The 19,996-nt window shown below is 37.0% G+C and carries 15 protein-coding genes; 4 read left to right on the top strand and 11 right to left on the bottom strand.

The annotated features are described in order from the left end of the window. Positions 1–13 precede the first annotated feature (13 nt). Positions 14–991, top strand: a complete 978-nt coding sequence (locus C7K43_RS01410; RefSeq protein WP_124005209.1) for a dipeptidase — start codon at positions 14–16, stop codon at positions 989–991. A 259-nt stretch (positions 992–1,250) separates the two neighbouring features. Here the strand turns inward: C7K43_RS01410 and ptsP are convergent, their stop codons facing one another. The 3 genes from ptsP to C7K43_RS01395 all read right to left on the bottom strand — a co-directional run bounded on the left by ptsP (position 1,251) and on the right by C7K43_RS01395 (position 3,605). Beyond that, complete coding sequence (gene ptsP, locus C7K43_RS01405) at positions 1,251–2,978, bottom strand: phosphoenolpyruvate--protein phosphotransferase (protein ID WP_124005208.1); 1,728 nt, start codon at positions 2,976–2,978, stop codon at positions 1,251–1,253. Further along, the gene (locus C7K43_RS01400) at positions 2,978–3,244 is read right to left on the bottom strand and encodes a phosphocarrier protein HPr (RefSeq protein ID WP_124005207.1); all 267 of its coding nucleotides are present in this window, start codon (positions 3,242–3,244) and stop codon (positions 2,978–2,980) included. Before C7K43_RS01400 ends, ptsP begins: the two co-directional genes overlap by 1 nt. Before the next feature lie 163 nt (positions 3,245–3,407). Next, positions 3,408–3,605, bottom strand: coding sequence for a hypothetical protein (locus tag C7K43_RS01395; protein WP_124005206.1), 198 nt, complete (start codon positions 3,603–3,605; stop codon positions 3,408–3,410). A 257-nt stretch (positions 3,606–3,862) separates the two neighbouring features. Here C7K43_RS01395 and C7K43_RS01390 point away from each other — a divergent pair, with 257 nt between their 5' ends. Next, positions 3,863–6,088 carry an ATP-dependent Clp protease ATP-binding subunit gene (locus tag C7K43_RS01390; RefSeq protein WP_124005205.1) on the top strand — a complete coding sequence of 742 codons (2,226 nt, stop codon included), beginning with the start codon at positions 3,863–3,865 and terminating at the stop codon, positions 6,086–6,088. A gap of 141 nt (positions 6,089–6,229) precedes the next feature. Continuing rightward, entirely contained in the window at positions 6,230–6,541 is a 312-nt protein-coding gene (locus C7K43_RS01385) for a DUF1827 family protein (protein WP_124005204.1), read from the top strand. A gap of 151 nt (positions 6,542–6,692) precedes the next feature. Here the strand turns inward: C7K43_RS01385 and C7K43_RS01380 are convergent, their stop codons facing one another. From C7K43_RS01380 to C7K43_RS01370, 3 genes are all read right to left on the bottom strand, one after another. Continuing rightward, positions 6,693–6,965 carry a hypothetical protein gene (locus C7K43_RS01380; RefSeq protein ID WP_226996694.1) on the bottom strand — a complete coding sequence of 91 codons (273 nt, stop codon included), beginning with the start codon at positions 6,963–6,965 and terminating at the stop codon, positions 6,693–6,695. 164 nt (positions 6,966–7,129) lie between these two features. Continuing rightward, positions 7,130–8,710 carry a peptide chain release factor 3 gene (locus C7K43_RS01375; protein ID WP_124005203.1) on the bottom strand — a complete coding sequence of 527 codons (1,581 nt, stop codon included), beginning with the start codon at positions 8,708–8,710 and terminating at the stop codon, positions 7,130–7,132. Between the two features lie 227 nt (positions 8,711–8,937). After that, a complete protein-coding gene (locus C7K43_RS01370; protein WP_124005202.1) occupies positions 8,938–10,317 on the bottom strand; it encodes a hemolysin family protein in 1,380 nt (459 codons plus the stop codon). Positions 10,318–10,510: 193 nt separating this feature from the next. Between C7K43_RS01370 and C7K43_RS01365 the strand changes: the two genes are divergently transcribed. Continuing rightward, a complete protein-coding gene (locus tag C7K43_RS01365; protein WP_124005201.1) occupies positions 10,511–10,948 on the top strand; it encodes a GNAT family N-acetyltransferase in 438 nt (145 codons plus the stop codon). Positions 10,949–11,088: 140 nt separating this feature from the next. On the opposite strand, the gene ntdP is transcribed toward C7K43_RS01365, so the two are convergent. The 5 genes from ntdP to C7K43_RS01340 all read right to left on the bottom strand — a co-directional run bounded on the left by ntdP (position 11,089) and on the right by C7K43_RS01340 (position 19,991). Then, the gene (gene ntdP / locus C7K43_RS01360) at positions 11,089–11,622 is read right to left on the bottom strand and encodes a nucleoside tri-diphosphate phosphatase (RefSeq protein WP_124005200.1); all 534 of its coding nucleotides are present in this window, start codon (positions 11,620–11,622) and stop codon (positions 11,089–11,091) included. A 95-nt stretch (positions 11,623–11,717) separates the two neighbouring features. After that, positions 11,718–12,860 carry an A/G-specific adenine glycosylase gene (gene mutY / locus C7K43_RS01355; protein ID WP_124005199.1) on the bottom strand — a complete coding sequence of 381 codons (1,143 nt, stop codon included), beginning with the start codon at positions 12,858–12,860 and terminating at the stop codon, positions 11,718–11,720. Beyond that, positions 12,850–13,647, bottom strand: coding sequence for a recombination regulator RecX (recX, locus tag C7K43_RS01350; protein ID WP_124005198.1), 798 nt, complete (start codon positions 13,645–13,647; stop codon positions 12,850–12,852). The genes mutY and recX overlap by 11 nt, the downstream gene beginning before the upstream one ends. A 200-nt stretch (positions 13,648–13,847) precedes the next feature. After that, on the bottom strand, positions 13,848–18,185 hold the full coding sequence (locus C7K43_RS01345; RefSeq protein ID WP_124005197.1) for a PolC-type DNA polymerase III: 4,338 nt from the start codon (positions 18,183–18,185) through the stop codon (positions 13,848–13,850). Between the two features lie 99 nt (positions 18,186–18,284). Continuing rightward, a complete protein-coding gene (locus tag C7K43_RS01340; RefSeq protein ID WP_124005196.1) occupies positions 18,285–19,991 on the bottom strand; it encodes a proline--tRNA ligase in 1,707 nt (568 codons plus the stop codon). Between the last annotated feature and the right edge of the window lie 5 nt (positions 19,992–19,996).

Here is a 19,996-nt window from a genome sequence, read left to right as displayed (position 1 = left end):
TGGAGGTTAACTTATGAATGTTGTAGATATGCATTGTGATACAATTATGAAAATTTATCAATCACCTGTAAATGATCAAAGTCATCTAAAGAAAAATAGTTTTCAATTAGATATTCCTAAAATGCAAGAAGGCGATTACTTATTACAAAATTTTGCCATTTTTATTGATAAAAAATCAGTTGACTCTTCTTATGAAGAAGCCAAAAACATGATTGACTGTTTTTATGCAGAAATGAAAGCCAATGAGGATCAGATCCGTCCAATCACTCATTACGAACAAATTTTAGAAAATGGTTTAAATGAACGTATGAGCGCTCTGCTAACAATGGAGGAAGGCGCTCCTATCGAAGGTAGCGTTGAAAAACTAGAAGAGTTTTATGATCTAGGTGTACGAATGATGACACTTACTTGGAATTATCCCAATGAAATTGGCTATCCAAATGCTATTTTTGCTGATGATAACAACCAATTAACCGACCAAACACAAAGAGGCTTAACAAATAAAGGAATCGAAATTGTTCAGCGAATGGATGAGCTGGGAATGATCATTGATGTTTCTCATGGTTCCGATGCGCTGGTTAATGACGTTTTACAGTATACTAAGCGTCCGTTTGTTGCCAGTCACTCCAATACTCGTAAAATTTGCCCCCATTTCCGCAATTTGCCTGACGACTTAATCAAAAAAATCGCAGAACGCGGAGGCGTGATTGGCATCAACTTTTCTGCTAGCTTTTTACAAGACGCTAAAGAAAAGGGTTCCTTGATCAATGCTATTTGTCGTCATGCTCGTCACCTTTATAATGTAGGCGGCATCGAATCAATTGGCTTAGGCACTGATTTTGACGGTATCCCAGTACATGGAGATTTACCAGACGGAACAATTTTACCCAAAATTTATGATGCTCTACGTAAATCTGATTTTTCTAGTGAACAAGTCGATCAAATTTTCAACAAAAACGTTTTGCATTTATATCAAGATTTTTTAATTTAAATAAATCCCTTTAATTATTTAGCAAGCGCCTCTTTTATAAAATGAGAAAAGTCGTTCTTCAAATTGTACATGATATAATTTGAAGAATGGCTAGGTAGTGGTAGCCGACACTTAATTAAACGGTTTGTTGAGGAATGGAGTGTCACTTCATTTCTCATTTTTTTGTAAACCGACGCATACTTCTATTTTTCTACCAAAAAAAAAGCGACCAAGGCAACGATTCATTGTCTTAGTCGCTTTAAATTTAACAGAAATGAAATTAACCAACGTATTCTTCAACTAACGCTATTACTTCATCTACTGTATCGCAATCGTTTAACGCACGATTAGCAAGTTCTTGCATTTTTTCGGTATCTAATTTCTTCATTAAGCTACGAGTCTTCAAGATAGACGTTGCACTCATTGAAAATTCATCTAAACCAATACCCATTAATAGTGGAACAGCTATTTGGTCGCCGGCCATTTCACCACACATACCCGTCCATTTGCCTTCTTTATGAGCAGCGTCAACCACATTTTTAACCAAACGCAAAATTGCTGGATTATATGGTTGATACAAGTAAGAAACTTGTTCATTCATACGGTCAGCTGCCATCGTGTATTGAATCAAATCATTTGTTCCAATACTGAAGAAGTCAACTTCTTTAGCAAAACGATCAGCTAAAACAGCAGAAGCTGGAATTTCAATCATGATTCCCAACTGAATTGAGTTAGAAACGCCGTATCCTTGATCAATTAGTTTTTGTCGTTCTTCGTTGTACATTTTCTTTGCAGCACGGAATTCTTGTAAAGTTGCCACCATAGGAAACATAATCCGCAATTCACCGTAAACTGAAGCACGCAACAAAGCACGCAATTGTGTACGGAACATTCCTTCTCCTAATTGTGAAAGACTAATCCGCAAAGCACGATAACCTAAGAATGGGTTCATTTCATCAGGAAGATCCAAATATGGAAGTTTTTTGTCTCCACCAATATCCATTGTACGCACGACAACTGGGCTGCCATCCATACCTTCTAAAACTTTCTTATAAGCATTAAATTGATCTTCTTCGGTTGGAAAATCAGAAGAATCCATGTATAAGAATTCGGTACGATACAAACCAACTGCTTCAGCGCCATTGTCATGAACACTGCTTAAATCTTTAGGCGTACCAATGTTTGCTGCTAAATCAAAGTGTTTACCATCTTTAGTAACAGTTTTGGCATCTTTTAATTTATTCCATTCTTCCTTTTGTTCAGCGAATTTTTTACCCGCTTCATTATATTCTGCTATTTGTTCTTCTGTAGGATTAACAATTGCAGTTCCTTCAATTCCGTTGACCGCAATAATATCGCCTTCTTCAGCTTGTTCGGTAATTTTTTTACTACCAACGATCGCTGGAATTTCTAAAGAACGAGCCATAATTGCAGAATGAGAAGTACGACCGCCAATATCAGTAACAAATGCTTTCACAAAGTTACGGTCTAATTGAGCAGTATCACTTGGAGTCAAATCGTGTGCAACAATGACAACTTCTTCATCAATCATTGAAGGATCAGGTAAAGTTACACCTAGTAAATGAGCTAATATACGTTTTGATACATCGCGAATATCAGCAGCACGTTCTTGCATGTAGGAATTATCTTCCATTGCTTCGAACATACTAATATACATATCTGTAACGTCTTTTAACGCTTGTTCTGCATTAACTTTATTATCTGAAATATTTTGTTTGATTTGACCCGTCAATTCTGGGTCATTAACCACCATCAAGTGTGCATCAAAAACTTGTGCTTCTGATTCACCTAAAGCTTCAGCAGCTTTTTCGCGGATTTTTTGTAGTTCTTTTTCAGAAGCTTTTAATGCATCATCAAGACGTGAATTTTCTTTGTCAAGATCTTCTACAGTAACTTTTGAAAAGGTTAGGTCTGGTTCCACTAACAGGTATGCCTTTGCAACAGCTACTCCATCACTTGCCGCAATTCCCTTTAGCATATCAGCCATTATTCAGACAATCCTTCCTTTTTCATTGTTTCTACAATTGCTGCCATTGCGTCTGATTCATCCGCTCCTTCAACTGAAATTGTTACATCAGAACCTTGGCCTACACCTAAGGACATTACGCCCATAATTGATTTAAGGTTTACTGATTTGCCTTTATACTCTAAGTTAATATCAGAGTTAAATTTGCTTGCAGTTTGTACTAATAAAGTTGCTGGGCGTGCATGAATTCCTGTCTCAGCAATTACGTTAAAATCTTTTTTTTCCATATCGATCTATCTCCTTTAAGTTATCAAATTTTTTGTGAGGGCTTTCTACCATTAAACATGAACAAAAAAAAACAGTTAATAACCCTTTCAATTGATAAGATTACCATTTTTTTGCCTGTTAGACAACCGTTTTCCACCATAAATCGAAGAAATACTTGCAAAATCAAATGTTATCTTCTGTCGGCTCATATTTATAAGTGATTGTACCGTTCAATCCTGCCTCTCCGACAAACGACATCCGATTGTTAAAAGTCAGCCACGCTTTGCGAAATTCCATAAAATCAGGTTGTTCAACTGTAATTTGCTCAATCGTTCCATCCTTCAACTGCTGAAGCATTTCAGTATATTCCTCTTGTGTCACTTTGCTCTCTCCTCTTTATTGTGTCTAAAAGAATTATAATTGAAAGAAAAAATTCTGCAAGCCTAATCTAACATGCCTGCTGGCTGTTTAAATCGTCTTAAGAAATTTGTGCTTTTCCAGTTTAAATACTTGAAAATTATGTCAGAGATTGTATAATAGAATTTGAAAGGTCAAAGTTGGTCAATGTTTTTTGACTTTTGCTTTTCCTTTTTAGTAATTAAAAAGAACTCGAACATAAAGAAAGGTTGTGAGGTTCGATGCTTTGTCAAAATTGTGGGAAAAATGAAGCAACCATTCATTTGTATGCAAATGTTGGTGGACAAAGACGACAAATCGACTTTTGTCAAAACTGTTATCAAAAATTGAAAAATCAACAAGAAAATCCAATGGGAATGCAACAAGATCCATTTGGTTTTGGAAACTTAGACGATTTCTTCCGTCAAATGTCACAAATGCAAGGAGGAAATTCATATTATGAACAAACACCTCCAACGCAAGCTGGCGGCGGAAATAACGCTAACGGCGGACAACCGCCTAAAGATTCCGGTTTATCAGGACTTTTAGGCGATTATGGAATCAACATTACACAACAAGCCAAAGAAGGACAAATCGATCCTGTAGTGGGTCGTGATGAAGAAATTAAACGTGTGATTGAAATTTTAAATCGACGTACAAAAAATAATCCAGTCTTAATTGGTGAAGCTGGTGTTGGTAAAACAGCAGTCGTTGAAGGTTTAGCTCAAAAAATCGTAGACGGCGATGTGCCACAAAAATTAATGGACAAACAAGTCGTACGGTTAGATGTAGCTTCATTGGTTCAAGGAACCGGCATTCGTGGTCAATTTGAAGAAAGAATGCAACAATTGATCAATGAAATTAAAGAAGCAGAAAACATCATTTTATTTATCGATGAAGTTCATGAAATTGTGGGTGCAGGTACAGCTGGCGATGGCAATATGGATGCCGGCAATATTTTGAAACCAGCATTAGCACGTGGCGATCTTCAAATGGTTGGTGCAACAACCTTAAATGAATTTCGTATCATTGAAAAAGATGCTGCATTAGAACGTCGTTTACAATCAGTACGAGTTGACGAGCCAACAATTGAAGAAACTGTTTCCATTTTAAAAGGTTTGCAACCTCGTTATGAAGACTATCATCATGTAAAATATACAGATGAAGCGATTCAAGCAGCAGCAGATTTATCTAATCGTTATATCCAAGATCGTTTCTTACCTGATAAAGCCATCGATTTATTGGATGAATCTGGTTCTAGAGAAAACTTGACTATTCAATATGTTGACCCTAAAACGATCGATAAAAAATTAGAAGAAGCTCAACAAGAAAAACAACAAGCTTCTAAAGAAGAAGATTACGAAAAAGCTGCCTATTACAGAGACCAAATTAATAAACTGGAAAAAATGAAAGAAAAACAAGTCAATGATGAAAAAATGCCAGTCATTACAGAAAAGACAATGGAACAAATTGTCGAACAACAAACGGGTATTCCAGTGGGCGAATTAAAAGAAAAAGAACAAAACCAATTGCGGAGTTTAGGAGATGACTTGAAAAAACATGTTATCGGTCAAAATGAAGCAATCGATAAAGTTTCTCGAGCTATTCGCCGCAATCGGGTTGGCTTAGGGAACCAAAACCAACCAATTGGTTCTTTCTTATTTGTCGGACCGACTGGTGTTGGTAAGACAGAATTGGCTAGACAACTATCTTATGAATTATTCGGCTCAACTGACTCGATGATTCGCTTTGATATGTCTGAATATATGGAAAAACATAGCATATCCAAATTAATTGGTTCACCCCCAGGATATGTTGGTTATGAAGAAGCTGGTCAATTGACTGAAAAAGTTCGTCGTAATCCATACAGCTTAATCTTACTTGATGAAGTAGAAAAAGCACATCCAGATGTATTGCATATGTTCTTGCAAATTCTTGATGATGGACGTTTGACGGATGCCCAAGGAAGAACAGTGAGCTTCAAAGATACATTAATCATCATGACCAGCAATGCAGGTACCGGCAATGTTGAAGCAAATGTTGGGTTTGGACCTGCACGTGAAGGTGCGACAAACTCTGTATTGAGTCACTTGAAAGATTACTTCAACCCTGAATTTCTAAACCGTTTTGATGGTATCATAGAATTTAAAGGATTGAGCAAAGAAAACTTAATGAAGATCGTTTCGTTAATGCTTGACGATGTCAATAATATGCTTGCTCATCAAAAAATTCATATCGATATCTCACAAGACGTGAAAGAAAAATTAGTTGAGTTAGGCTACGACCCAGCAATGGGTGCTCGTCCATTACGCCGGACGATCCAAGAACAAATTGAAGATAGTATCGCAGAATATTATCTTGATCACCCAGGAAGTTCTGAACTAAAAGCTGTTCTTGATGACAATGGCGAAATTGCAATCAAAACAGCTGAAGATGCTGTAGTTGAAAATAAACAAGAAAATAAATAAGCGCCCCTAATTTTACTGGAAAAGAATTCTCAAGAGTTCTTTTCCAGTTTTTTTAATACCTAACACTTTTATTTTTTTTAAAATAAAAATATAATAGATATGGAAGAGAAACCTAGGTTTGATATTGTGAGGTGAAATTATATGAAATTAGTAAATGTGACTAATAGTCATTCCCGCTTAGTAAAGCAACAGTTGGAAAGTACAGATGCTGAGATGGTAAAGGTATACACCGCGGGAAGTATTTCTGTTGTATACACCGAAGCTCCCAATCATAATGAACTCTTATTAGTAAATAACAAGAGAGCCATCCGAACGTCTGAGGTCAACGAAATTAAAAATCGCTTTTTGAAAAAGCTTTCCCCCGACTCCTATAATAAAGAAGACATCACTGAGATTGAAAATGACGGTATCGTTGAAATATCTATTCCCAAGCTAATAGAAAAGACACAATGATTTTAGTAAATTAAAAAACAGCTTAAAAAATACTGTCATTGCAGTTCTTTTTAAGCTGTTTTTGCTTGTTTATATTCGTTTTAGCTTATACATGTTCTCTGAGAATCGTTGAATGGCCGATATTCTTCTCTGAAACACCCGCCATTCATCTCTAGCCTCGCGTTAGTATCACTACACCACTTGCAATACAGACATAATTTCCAATAATTAATTTGTCTAACTTCCAACCAAACTGTTCATTAGGATTAAAGGCATATCTCGTTTTTTTATCTCCCCAAAGATACCTAACACACCCATCTTCAAAGTCATCATTTCCATAATACCCCGAATAATAGGAATATTTACCTACTTCAATCATTGGATTAGTAACCATTTCAGCTAAATATTTGGTGTCTGACCATTTGTTAAAATTATTATTATTCATTTTTCCACTCCTAAGTTTAATTTTTATCGACTTAAGAGCTGGTTACCACGGCTACACTTTTTAACTGATGCAACTTTCTATAGATGCATATTCCCCTAATTTCTTAGTAAATAATACCAACTCATCGAACAACACGACCTTGTAAACAACGCTGACTTAATTTTTTACAGCAAACTCTTTAATTCCACGTTCGGATATTTGTCAGCAAACCAGCGCATAGCAAATTCATTTTCAAATAGGAATAAAGGTTGGCCAAAACGATCTTTGGCTAAAATATTTCGACTAGAATGCATATTTTCGTCTAAATCTGCTGGATCTATCCAACGAGCAATCTTATGCCCTAATGGTTTCATGACCACTTCAGAATTATACTCATTTTTCATACGATATTGAAAGACTTCAAATTGCAATTGCCCTACAGCGCCAATAATAAAGTCATCTGTCATATAAGTTTGATACAACTGAATGGCGCCTTCTTGAACCAATTGATGAATTCCCTTATAAAATGATTTTTGCTTCATCACATTTTTGGCATTTACTTGCATAAATAGTTCAGGAGTAAAAGCCGGTAACTCTTCATAAGCAATTTTGAGTTTTCCTTCGTAAAGAGTATCGCCAACTTGATAATTTCCGGTGTCATAAATACCAATAATATCACCTGCTACAGCTTCTTGGATATTTTCGCGAGCTTCAGCCATAAATTGTGTGACATTACTTAATTTCATTTTTTTACCCGTTCGTTCCAAAGTCACTTCCATCCCTCGATTAAAAGTGCCTGAACAAATTCTTAAAAAAGCGATCCGATCCCTATGGGCTGGATTCATATTGGCTTGAATTTTAAATACAAAACCAGAGAATTCTTCTTCATAAGGATCGACTTTTTCCTCGTCTTTCGTTTTATGTGCGTGAGGTTCTGGCGCATATTCTAAGAAGGTTTCCAAAAATGTTTGGACCCCGAAATTAGTTAACGCTGAACCGAAAAACACAGGGGTCTGATTTCCTTGCTCAACTTTTTCTAAGTCAAAATCATCGCCGGCTTCTTGTACTAATTCAACATTTTCCAAGGCTTGTTGGTACACGCTATTTTGTCGTAACGGATGATCGCTCGCAATATCTCCCTTCTCATCAAGTGAAAGGAAACGCTGACCGTCATAATTTTCTGGATGAGATAATTCAACTCGCTGATTATGAATATCATAAATCCCTTCCAATCCTCTTCCCATACCAATAGGCCAATTCATGGGATACGATTCAATATCAAGCAAATCTTCCAACTCTTCTAATAATTCCAATGGTTCACGACCGTCGCGATCCATTTTATTAATAAAAGTAAAAATCGGAATTCCTCTTTGTTTAACGACTTTAAATAATTTTTTAGTCTGAGCTTCAATCCCTTTGGCGCTATCAATCACCATAACCGCACTATCTACTGCCATTAAGGTACGATACGTATCTTCAGAGAAATCTTCGTGTCCCGGAGTGTCTAAGATATTCACACGTTTATCATCATAATCAAACTGCATAACTGAACTAGTAACGGAAATTCCCCGTTGCTTTTCTATATCCATCCAGTCAGACTTGGCAAAGTTTCCTGTCTTCTTTCCTTTTACTGTCCCCGCTTGTCGGATTGCTCCACCAAAAAGCAACAATTGCTCGGTAATGGTCGTTTTCCCGGCATCCGGGTGGGAAATAATCGCAAAGGTACGTCTGCGGTCGACTTCTTTTTTTAATGCTTGTTTATCCATCTCTTATACTGCAAGACTGCTATTCTTGCAGTCTCTCCTTTCATTTCAAACTTGTCTTATAAATTATTTTCTTGATAAATACGAACTTGATCAGTATATCATGTGAACAAATAAAAATAAATAAAAACAGCTAATCGATCCGACAGAATAACCATTAGCAGTTCCTCCGTTTATTTGTTTATAGTCAATAAAAGAAGCAGAACCTTTATAAGATTCTGCTTCTTTTATTAACGTCTAGGTTCGTCATCTTCAAAATCTTTGTGGAAGAAACGGCGTTCTTCTTCAGGCTCTACACCTTCGGTTTCATCTAAATCATGAAAAATGACACGAATTTTCAAAACACGTGAACCCACGGTCTGTTCCGATACTAATGTTAAATTATCCACATCAAAGGTTAACTTTTCGCCTTCTTCAGGGATTTCACCTAAAGCCGTAATCAAATAACCGGCCATTGTATCAACATCAGACATATGAAGATTGGTATCAAAGGCTTCATTGAATTCGTCAATCAACATGCCACCTTGAATAATGTATTCTGAATCAGAGACTTTTTTATAAAGGGTTTCTACCTCATCCGACTCGTCATCAATTTCACCCACGATTTCTTCTAGTAAATCTTCTAAGGTCACAATCCCTACAACGCCACCATATTCGTCTAATAAAATCGCCATTTGATTTTGAGTTTTCTTCATTTCATATAACAAATCGTCAATAAAAACAGTTTCTGGTACAAATAAAGGCTCTTGCAACAATGAAAGTAAATCAATATTATCAAAGCCTTGTTTATAGGCTCCTTTTAATAGATTTTTCGTGTGTAAGACGCCAATCACTTTATCCTTTTCCTCATTAAAAATAGGAATTCGGGAATAATTTTGCTTTAAGATATCTTGGATTACGTCGCTTACGTTATCATTGATATCAACCATATAAGTATCTGTACGAGGCACCATTACTTCGCGTGCTACTTTGGTATCTAGCGAAAAAACTCCTTGAAGCATGGACAATTCCTCATCTTCAAAGACACCTTCTGTTTCCATCATGTAACGCATTTCATCCCGCGTCATTTTATTTTCTTCATCATCGAATTCCATTGGAGTAATTCGTGCGAGTAAATTTGTCGATGCTGATAGCAGCCAAACAAATGGTTTTGCAATTTTTCCGATAACGCGGATAATTCCAGCAGCAAATTTTGCTACTTCTTCAGTCTTACCCATAGCAATTCGTTTTGGATATAATTCACCAAATACAATCGAAATATACGTCAAAAGCACTACCATAATGACATTTGCCATACTTGTTGCCGCAGCGCCTCCACCTAAGTAAGGCGAAAGTCGTTCAGCCAGTTGTGAAGCCAGAGATGCCCCCGATAAAATATTAACCAAAGTAATTCCCACTTGAATTGTTGATAAAAAATTTGTAGGATCTTTTAGTGTATGTAAAAGATTTTGGGACTTTTTATCTCCTTCTTCTGCTTGCTGCTCGATCCGACTTTTATTGATCGAAACTACAGCGATTTCTGACGCTGCTAAAAAAGCATTCACTAATGTTAAAACAATTAATAGCAATAGTTGCGCTATCAGCGACTGACTCCCGGGGTCAGCATTCATAATTGCATTCGCTCCTTATTTTTTCAATTTTTATAAAAAAAACGTGGTTTTCAACCACAATAGAATGCTACCACAAAGCGTTTTTCTTTTCAATGAAAACAGATTCACATTATCAAATGTTTATCTTTTACTTCGGTTTTTCTAGCTAGCCATTTTTTTTGCAAAACGGTATAATCGTTGCGAGGTGATAAAATTGTATACAACCCATACCAATGATATTCTAAGTGATACTTACTCGGATGCACTTGCTATTAGAAAGCAAGTTTTCATAGAAGAACAACAAGTCCCGCCTGAGCGAGAAATCGATACAGACGAACAACAAGCAATTCATTTTGTTTTATATGATGAAGCAAACACACCCCTTGCCACCGTTCGCTTATTGGCAACTGATTACAACACCATCAAAGTACAACGGATGGCAGTTGCAAAAGACGCCAGAAAAAAAGGCTATGGTAAAGTCATGATGGCTGAAGCAGAATCCTACGCGCAAAAGCAAGGCTATCAAAAAATGGTCTTAGGAGCGCAAATCACTGCCCGCAACTTTTATCAAAATTTAGGCTATCAGGAAGAAGGGGATTACTTTTTAGACGCTGGGATCCAACATATTACAATGACGAAAACCATCGCATAAAAAGTCTATGACGTAAGTAAAAACAAAAATACCCGAACTATATCTGATGAGAGATTTGCTAATTGCGACAAATAGCCGCAAAAGCACTCTATATAGTCCGGATATTTTATTATCAAAAGGACTTATGTTACAGCCCTTTTTTACTTATGCGACAATTGCTTGTAGCGGTTATACCATATATCGACGTACCCTTGCGAAAAAGGCCCTTTTCCATTATTGATCCAATCAACTAAAATTTTGACATTTTCTTTTAAAATGTAATCAATATCGTTTGGATAATGCATCAATTTGCCATGTAACTCATACTCATCCACATCCAACAATCGTTTTTCTCCATCTGGAAAAACTTTGATATCCAAATCGTAATCAATATATTTCAGTGCTTCTTCGTCTAAAACAAAGGGCGAAGCTAGATTACAATAATAGGAAACCCCCTTTTCTCGAATCATTGCTACTATATTGAACCAGTACTTTTTGTGAAAGTAAACAATAGCTGGCTCGCGGGTTACCCAGCGTCGGCCATCTGATTCGGTTACTAATGTATGATCATTTAGTCCGATCAGTGACTGCTCACTAGTTTTCAATACCATCGTATCGCGCCACGTTCGATGCAAATTGCCATCATGTTTGTAACTTTGAATACTAACAAACTCGCCTTCTTTAGGCATTCTCATAGCAACCCTCACCTTACGAAACTCGTATTTGCTTGGGTGTCTTACACCGGCATCATAAATATTATAGCAATAAATTCAATTGTTTTCTATAAATCTTATTCAACTTTATGCGTTTTATTGAATTGTTGGACTATTTTTTGCTGAACTTTAGGAAAAACAAGGTCAGAAAAAGATTGTTCATCCAGCCATTTACCATGTTCAGGTAGAAACTCAGTTTGTGTACGTCCATAGAAAATGAGAATATGCCATTTTAAATGACTAAATACATGAGTGACTTCGCCGAAATGTCGTTTTTGCCAGACAACCGGCCAGCTGCTGAAAAGTTCTGGTACAGTATCTTCAGCTACCAAGTCTAATGATAACTGCTTACTGTCTTCTTTTTGCCAGAGCTGTTTAAATTCCTGGTATTTCCTGGGCTCAACTTCTTCTAGTGGATAATGCCACATCTTAGCTAAAAGTCCATTTTCAGGGCGCTGTATTAGTAAATGTTCATGTTCTTTATTTTCGATAACACCCGCTAAATAGTAAACATCTTTAGGCTTGGCCTTTTTCGACTTGACTGGAAATTTATCATGCTCATCATGAGCACAAGCATAGCAAAAAGGTTTGAGCCATTCTGGGCACTCTTTCGCTGCTGGCGTGGAAACCGTCGCTCCTACTTCCATCAGCGCTTGATTCATATCTCCAGGGTTTTCATGCGAAATAATTGCACGAAGAATCTGGTCAAATATTTTGTAGGTGCTAGCCTTAGCAATATCTTCTTCAACACCAAATAAACGACTGATTACCCGCATGACATTCCCATCAATGGCCGGCTCTGGCAGGCCAAAAGATATGCTTGCAATGGCTCCTGCTGTATAAGGACCAATCCCCTTTAAACTTCTAATTCCTTCAACTGTTTGTGGAAACTCTCCATTAAAGTTTTCTTGAATTTGGGTTGCAGCAACTTTCAAATTTCTAGCTCTGGAGTAATAGCCTAAGCCTTCCCAAACTTTTAATAGTTTTTCCTCGTTGGCCTCAGCCAAGCTTTTAATCGTGGGAAATTCTTCCATAAAACGATAATAATAATCGATCACCGTGTCTACCCGCGTTTGTTGTAACATAATTTCTGAGATCCATACCTTATAAGGATTCGTATCAGCACGCCAGGGCAAGTTCCTTTTGTTTTGATGATACCAATCTAGCAAAGTTGTCTGAAAGGCATGGATTGTTTGTTCATCCCACATCTTACTTTTCATCTAAAACTTCCTCATCAATAAATTGTTGAATCAAATCAGCAGCAAAACCTTTTTGATATAATTTTTGCTTGATTTTCATTTTTTTCTTGCTATAATCCTTAGAATGGTCGCGTTGCAACAGCTTTTGTCCTTCTTTTTGTAAAATTTCCCATTCTTGCGTTTCATCAATTTCATATTCAAGCTGATCCATCGCTTGTTGGATAATATCTTGATTAAATCCTTTTTTAGTTAAGTTCAAATGTAGTTTCTGTAAAGTTTCGCGATAACTTTTCCCACGTATTTTTTTCAACCCTTTAGCTGCCGTACGTGCTGCAATCTCTGCTTGTAATTCCGGCGTGTATAACTCCATTGCTTCTGCAATCAAATCATCTTGTACTCCTTTTTTACGCAGTTGTTGAGTTAAATTACTTGGGCCTTTATCACTTAAACGAATTTGAGTACGAACGTAGCTCACAGCATACGTCTGATCGTTTAATACATCAAGTTCTTTTAAGCGAGCAACAATCTTATGCCGGTCTTCTAAGGGGACCTCTTTTTTTTGCAAATAAGTGCGAACTTCTTTTTCGGTGCGTAATTGGTAACTAATATAATTTAACGCTGCTTGTAACCCATAATCGTAACTGGCTTGTTCTTTGACTTCTGCTAATTTTTCAGCTGTTAATTCGCTGCCCTTTAATAATCGGAAACGAACCAATAGATCTTCAGAAACTCTGATTTTCTCCTGGTTATCAAGAGTTACTTGGTAAAAAATGCCTTTTAATTTACGGATACTTGTCACGGTATACATTTCCCCACCCCTTCGTGCATTTCCCTTTAGTTTATAACTTTTTGCTAGAGGAATCAATTTTTCATTAATGTAAAAAATGGTAGGAAATTTGCGGCCCCTTCTTTGCTGACTTAGGGCAACAAAGCTCATTTTTTATTTTAAAACAAAAGGTCATCTCCACCTATCAAAAGTTAGAGATGACCTCATTTGTTTTATTGTGTTTATAACATATCAAACAACGATAATTGGTTTTCATCAGGTAAATCGTTTAAAACACCATTATCTGACATATAATCTATTAATGTTTTTGAAACTTTTGCACGGTTTGCAAGGTCTTCTTTTGATAGAAACGGACCATCTTCTCGTGCTTTTACAATTTGTTTAGCTACATTGGTCCCTAAACTTGGAACGGCTCTGAGTGGCGCAATCAGTTTATTATCTTCGATGACAAAATTGACAGCGTCTGATTTATATAAATCAATCATGCCAAATTCATAACCACGTTCTAACATCTCATTACATAGTTCAAGAACTGTTAACAGATTTTTTTCTTTAGCGGAAGCATCCATACCTTTATCGGTTATTTCTTTCATCCGTTCTTTTACGGCATCTTTTCCTTTACTCATCGCAACTAGATCAAAATCATCCGCCCGAACTGAGAAATAAGCACAATAATAAAGTATCGGGAAATAAACTTTGAAATAAGCAACCCGCAATGCCATCAAAACATAGGCTGCTGCGTGGGCTTTAGGAAACATATATTTGATTTTCAAGCAAGAGTCAATATACCAATCGGGCACATCAAATTTTTTCATCTCTTCTTGCCATTCATCTGGGATACCTTTACCCTTACGGACATGTTCCATAATTTGAAAAGCTATGCCAGCGTCAAGTCCAGCATGCATCAAATATACCATGATATCATCACGACAGCCGATAACGTGGGCTAAATCGGCAGTTCCCTGACGCACGAGTTCGTCGGCATTTCCTAACCAAACGTCAGTCCCATGGGATAAACCAGAAATTTGTAGTAATTCAGCGAAAGTTGAGGGATGTGTGTCTTCTAACATTCCGCGTACAAAACGTGTCCCAAACTCAGGAATCCCTAGTGTCCCCGTCTTAGAGTAAGATTGCTCAGGTGTAATTCCCAAAACTTCAGTTCCTTCAAAAATCCGCATAACTTCTGGATCGTCGGTTGGAATCGTTTGAGGATCAATCCCTGACAAATCTTGTAACATCCGAATAACCGTCGGATCATCATGACCTAAAATATCCAGTTTCAAGACATTATCATGAATGGAGTGGAAATCAAAGTGCGTAGTGCGCCACTCTGCATTTAAATCATCCGCTGGGTATTGAATAGGCGTAAAATCATAAACATCCATATCATCAGGAATAACAATAATCCCGCCTGGATGCTGTCCAGTAGTCCGTTTAACGCCGGTAGCCCCTTTAGCCAGACGATCCACTTCAGCACTTCTGAAATTCAAATTATTGTCGCGTTCATAGCCTTTAACAAAACCAAAAGCTGTTTTATCAGCTACAGTACCAATCGTTCCTGCTCGGTAAACGTAATCTTCACCAAACAACACTTTCGTATAGTTGTGAGCTTCCGGTTGATAATCACCGGAAAAGTTCAAATCAATATCGGGAACTTTATCGCCATTGAAACCTAAAAAAGTTTCAAACGGAATATCATGTCCATCTTTTTTCAAACGTGCGCCACATTTCGGACAATCTTTTTCCGGCATATCAAAACCTGAACCATAAGAACCATCATCATAAAATTCTGAGTATTGGCATTCTGGACAATAATAGTGCGGCGCTAATGGATTTACTTCAGTGATCCCAGTCATTGTAGCTACTAAACTAGAACCAACAGACCCACGTGAGCCTACCAGATATCCATCTTTATTACTTTTAAGTACTAACTTTTGTGCAATTAGATAAATAACAGAAAAGCCGTTACCAATGATTGATTTCAGTTCTCTTTCCAAGCGTTTTTCAACGATTTCTGGTAAAGGATCCCCATACAATTCTTTGGCACGAGAATAACTGAAGTTCGTAATTTCTTCTTCAGAACCAGGGATTTTAGGAGTATATAACTTATCTTTTACCGGAATGACAACCTCACAACTTTCATTCAATTCATTAGGATTATCAACCACTATTTTTTTGGCTTCTTCTTTACCTAAAAATTGAAATTCTGTTAGCATCTCATCAGTCGTACGGAAATGAACATCAGGTAAACTGTGTCGATTCAACGGATTCGCTCCACCCATTGAATTGATCAGCACCTTACGATAAATGGCGTCTTCTTCATTTAAATAATGGACGTCGCCAGAAGCAATGACAGGTTTATCTAACTCTTTTCCGATTTTTACTAATTTAGCGATAATATCTTCCAAATCTTTTTCGTTTTTAACTAATTCTTGTTCAATTAAAGGCGCATAAACTGCCTTAGGCATCACTTCAATATAATCATAAAATTTTGCCAGCTCTTTAGCTTCTTCATAGCCTTTTTGCATCATTGCAACAAAAACTTCACCTTTATCGCACGCCGTTCCAATTAGTAAGCCTTCGCGTAGTTTAACAAGTTCAGAACGAGGAATTCGTGGCTGTTTATCATGAAAATATTTGACGTTTGACATGGAAATCAATTTGAATAAGTTTTTCAACCCTTTTTGCGTTTTAACCAAGATGGTGGCATGAAACGGACGAGCGGCCTTGATCGAATTCGCTCCACCCACATGTCGATTCAAATCTTTATGTAGATACATTTCATGTTTTTCCATAGCTTCTTTGACAAAAATCCAGGCTAAATGTCCAGTTGCTTCTGCGTCATAAACAGCACGGTGATGTTGTTCCAATGACACACCAAATTTTTTAGTTAACACACCTAAGCCAAAACGCTTAAACTCGGGATACAAAAAGCGGGCTAATTCTAAAGTATCAATAACCGGATTAGAAGCTTCAGGTAGATTATTACGCTTATAACTCATGTTTAAAAAGCCCATATCAAATGAGGCATTATGTGCAACTAAAATCGTTCCTTCAGCAAACTCACGAAATGACTGCAACACTTCTTCTTCGGATTTAGAGCCTTTTACCATTTCATCAGTAATCCCAGTCAAATTCACGGTTGTATTGGATAGTGGATGGCCAGGATCAATAAATTCTTCAAACGTCTCTTCAACGTTCCCTTTATTCATTTTGACCGCTGCCAGTTCAATAATCGAATCATAAACTGCCGAAAGTCCAGTGGTTTCCACGTCAAAAATAACATAAGTTCCTTCAGATAGTGAAACATCTTGTGGATTATAAGCAACCTCAACGCCATCATCAACCACGTTAGCTTCCACGCCGTAAATAATTTTCACACCGTTTTTTTGTCCTGCTTGATGGGCTTCTGGAAAAGATTGAGCGCCGCCGTGATCAGTAATAGCGATTGCTTTGTGCCCCCACTTACCCGCTTGTTCAACAAAATCGGCAACGCTATTGGTAGCATCCATCGTACTCATGTTTGAATGTAAGTGCAATTCAACGCGCTTTTCATCTTCTTTAGCGTAGTCCTTGCGACTTTCATGTTTTACTTCAACTAAGTCTTGAGCATTCATCACTAGATCGCGCATAAAAGTATCCTCTTGAACACCTCCGCGGACTTTCATCCAGCTACCCTGTTGAATTGCTGCAAAAACTTGTTCATCTTTTTCACCATTCGAGAATTTCTTAGCCACAAACGATGATGTATAGTCAGTAATTTTTAAAATTAAAAGTTGTCTTCCTGAACGCAGTTCACGAACTTCTTTATCAAAAACATAGCCCTGAATAGTAACTCGTCGCTCTTCTTCCAAGATATTGCCCATAGGTGTAATTAACTCATCTTGCGGAATCGAACGCCCCAACGCAATAGGACCATTCAGTGGTTGACTGTCTTGTTTCTTTTCTTTCTTTTGTTGTTTATGCGAAGCAATAGATTCAGCCGCTTGCTGCATAAATGCTTCTTGCTGTTCTTTTTGAAAAGCCTCAAGCTGTTCTCTGTTTTCATCTGCTTGTTTTTGGTCTAATTGTGGCTTGATATGAAATTTTGCAAACCCAAAAGATTGGTAAATTTTTTCAATCATGGGTAAATATTGTTGTTGTAAGTTAGGTATAACTGCCTCATTGGCAATCGGCAAAATAATTTGTCGTTCCTCCATAAAAGGCTGTTGGCTTTTTAGCACTTGCTTAACAAATGGCGTATCACAATTTTGGTTAGCTAATACTAACGGCCAGTACTCTTGCAACAACTGTTCGTCAAACTGTGCATCGTCTGTTTCAATGACCATCTCAACTGAAGCAATATCTTGAAATGCCATTTCTAAGTTTTGTCGGAAACTTTGATAAATCATGACAGGCAAAATTTTTTCAAATGCTAAAACAAATGTCCAATTTTGCGATTGTTTATGAACAATGACTTGTTTGATTTTTCCTTGTTTGATCAAAGGATTTTCTCGCATAGTTTCATCAAGGTTGATTTGGTCTAAGAGAATTTCAAATGTTTCTTCTTCCTTTGACAAGTTTATACACTCCTTAATATATCAATCTTTCTCTACTAGTATACGCTTTTTAATAAAGCAATGAAAGCAGTCTAGAACCAAAACGTTCTAGACTGCTTATTAACTTTCTGAATTCAACAAAATATCAAGTGTCGAGATTAATTCTTCTTGTTTTACTTCGATCGTAGCTTGCGTCTGCTTAAATTTTATACTGACAGTTCCTTCGTCTGCTTGGTTACCCACGGTAATACGCACCGGACAACCAATCAGATCCGCATCAGCAAATTTTACACCGCCTCTTTCTAAACGATCATCAACTAAAACTTGATAGCCAGCTTCAATCATCATTTTTTCTACAGTGTTTGTCAACTTCGTTTGCGTTTCATCTTCCATATTTGTTTGGACGATATGCAAATCAAAAGGAGCAACTTCAGCCGGCCAGTTGATTCCCTCTTGGTCACTATTTTGTTCAGCAACCGTAGCTAATAATCGACTAATTCCTAATTCATAGTAGCCCATTTGTACTGGGATATGTTGACCGTTTTCGTCTAATACAGAAGTTTTTAATCTTTCGCTGAAATAGGTACCCACTTTTACCATGCGACCAACTTCGACCCCTTTTTTCAGCTCTAAAGTTCCTGAATTATCAGGAGAAACATCCCCTTCTTTTACTAAACGGAAATCAGCGTAATATTCAACTTGCAAATCTCTTTCCGGATTAATATTTTGCAAATAAGTATTTTCTTCATTAGCACCTGTCAAAGCGTTCGCTAAATCTTGCACTTGCAAGTCAGCATATATTGTACAGTCAATTGATACACCAATTGGACCCAGATAAGTTGGCGCGGACTTAAAGTAGGTTTCCACTTTTGTTTCATCTGCGGCATTTAATCGCTGAACCTGCAGATATTTCTTAACTTTTAGTTCATTTACTTTCTGATCTGCCCGAACCAAAATAAGAATCGGTTGATCATCTGCTATATAGAGCTGTGTTTTAATCGTTTTTTGCAGTGGAATATCTAAAGCTACAGCTGCTTCTTCCAGATTTTTCTGCTGGTCAAAGGTTACTTTTTCAATTTCTTTAAGAGATTCGTGTGATTTCTTAGAGGTAAAAGCGCTAGTTGCAGCTTGTAAATCAGCAGCATAGTCGCTACCTGTTGAAAAACATCCAACCTTATCGCCAGATTCTGAAAGCGCCATATACTCAAGAGCATCCGTCTGTTCATCAATTTGACTGTCTCCAAGTAAACTTTTTACCTTAACACCCAAACGTTCGAAAATACGACTAAACGCTTTTTGATATGCACGATACATTTCATCTAAACTCTTTTCAGTAGCATGAAAAGAGTAAGCATCGCTCATGATAAATTCATAGCTACGTAATAAACCAAACCGCGAACGCTTATCATTACGATATTTTGTTTCAATTTGAAAAAGCGTTAGCGGTAATCGTTTATAAGAAGAAACTTCATCCCCGATCAATTCACTGATCAGCTCTTCATAGGTTGAACCTAAAATAAAGTTTTTTCCGGTACGGTTTTTAAAATTATAAGCTTTCTCATCGGAACTAGTTAAGCCCGTTTTTTCTAATAAAGATAATGGCAACAGCGTGGGCATTTTGATTTCCACTGCCCCAATTTTTTCAAATTCTTCTTCGATAATCGCGTTCATTTTTTTTAACACCCGCATTGCTAACGGTAAATAAGCATAAACGCCGCCAGAAACTTGTCGAATGAATCCTGCTCTTAATAATAGTTGTAAATTCCTAGCTTCTGCATTATTAGGAACTTCCCGTAATGTCGGAATCAAAAGTTTTGATTGTTTCATAGTAC

Origin of the sequence: Tetragenococcus koreensis (assembly GCF_003795145.1) — a bacterium.
Classification (GTDB): domain Bacteria; phylum Bacillota; class Bacilli; order Lactobacillales; family Enterococcaceae; genus Tetragenococcus; species Tetragenococcus koreensis.
The sequence above is the reverse complement of the archived record's forward strand: the minus strand, read 5'-3'. Positions and strand labels throughout refer to the sequence as shown.

Bases quoted from the DNA above. Each gene is read 5' to 3' on its own strand.
- C7K43_RS01410 (WP_124005209.1), top strand. From the start codon at position 14: ATGAATGTTGTAGATATGCATTGTGATACAATTATGAAAATTTATCAA.
- ptsP (WP_124005208.1), bottom strand. From the start codon at position 2,978: ATGGCTGATATGCTAAAGGGAATTGCGGCAAGTGATGGAGTAGCTGTT.
- C7K43_RS01400 (WP_124005207.1), bottom strand. From the start codon at position 3,244: ATGGAAAAAAAAGATTTTAACGTAATTGCTGAGACAGGAATTCATGCA.
- C7K43_RS01390 (WP_124005205.1), top strand. From the start codon at position 3,863: ATGCTTTGTCAAAATTGTGGGAAAAATGAAGCAACCATTCATTTGTAT.
- C7K43_RS01385 (WP_124005204.1), top strand. From the start codon at position 6,230: ATGAAATTAGTAAATGTGACTAATAGTCATTCCCGCTTAGTAAAGCAA.
- C7K43_RS01380 (WP_226996694.1), bottom strand. From the start codon at position 6,965: ATGAATAATAATAATTTTAACAAATGGTCAGACACCAAATATTTAGCT.
- C7K43_RS01375 (WP_124005203.1), bottom strand. From the start codon at position 8,710: ATGGATAAACAAGCATTAAAAAAAGAAGTCGACCGCAGACGTACCTTT.
- C7K43_RS01370 (WP_124005202.1), bottom strand. From the start codon at position 10,317: ATGAATGCTGACCCCGGGAGTCAGTCGCTGATAGCGCAACTATTGCTA.
- ntdP (WP_124005200.1), bottom strand. From the start codon at position 11,622: ATGAGAATGCCTAAAGAAGGCGAGTTTGTTAGTATTCAAAGTTACAAA.
- mutY (WP_124005199.1), bottom strand. From the start codon at position 12,860: ATGAAAAGTAAGATGTGGGATGAACAAACAATCCATGCCTTTCAGACA.
- recX (WP_124005198.1), bottom strand. From the start codon at position 13,647: ATGTATACCGTGACAAGTATCCGTAAATTAAAAGGCATTTTTTACCAA.
- C7K43_RS01340 (WP_124005196.1), bottom strand. From the start codon at position 19,991: ATGAAACAATCAAAACTTTTGATTCCGACATTACGGGAAGTTCCTAAT.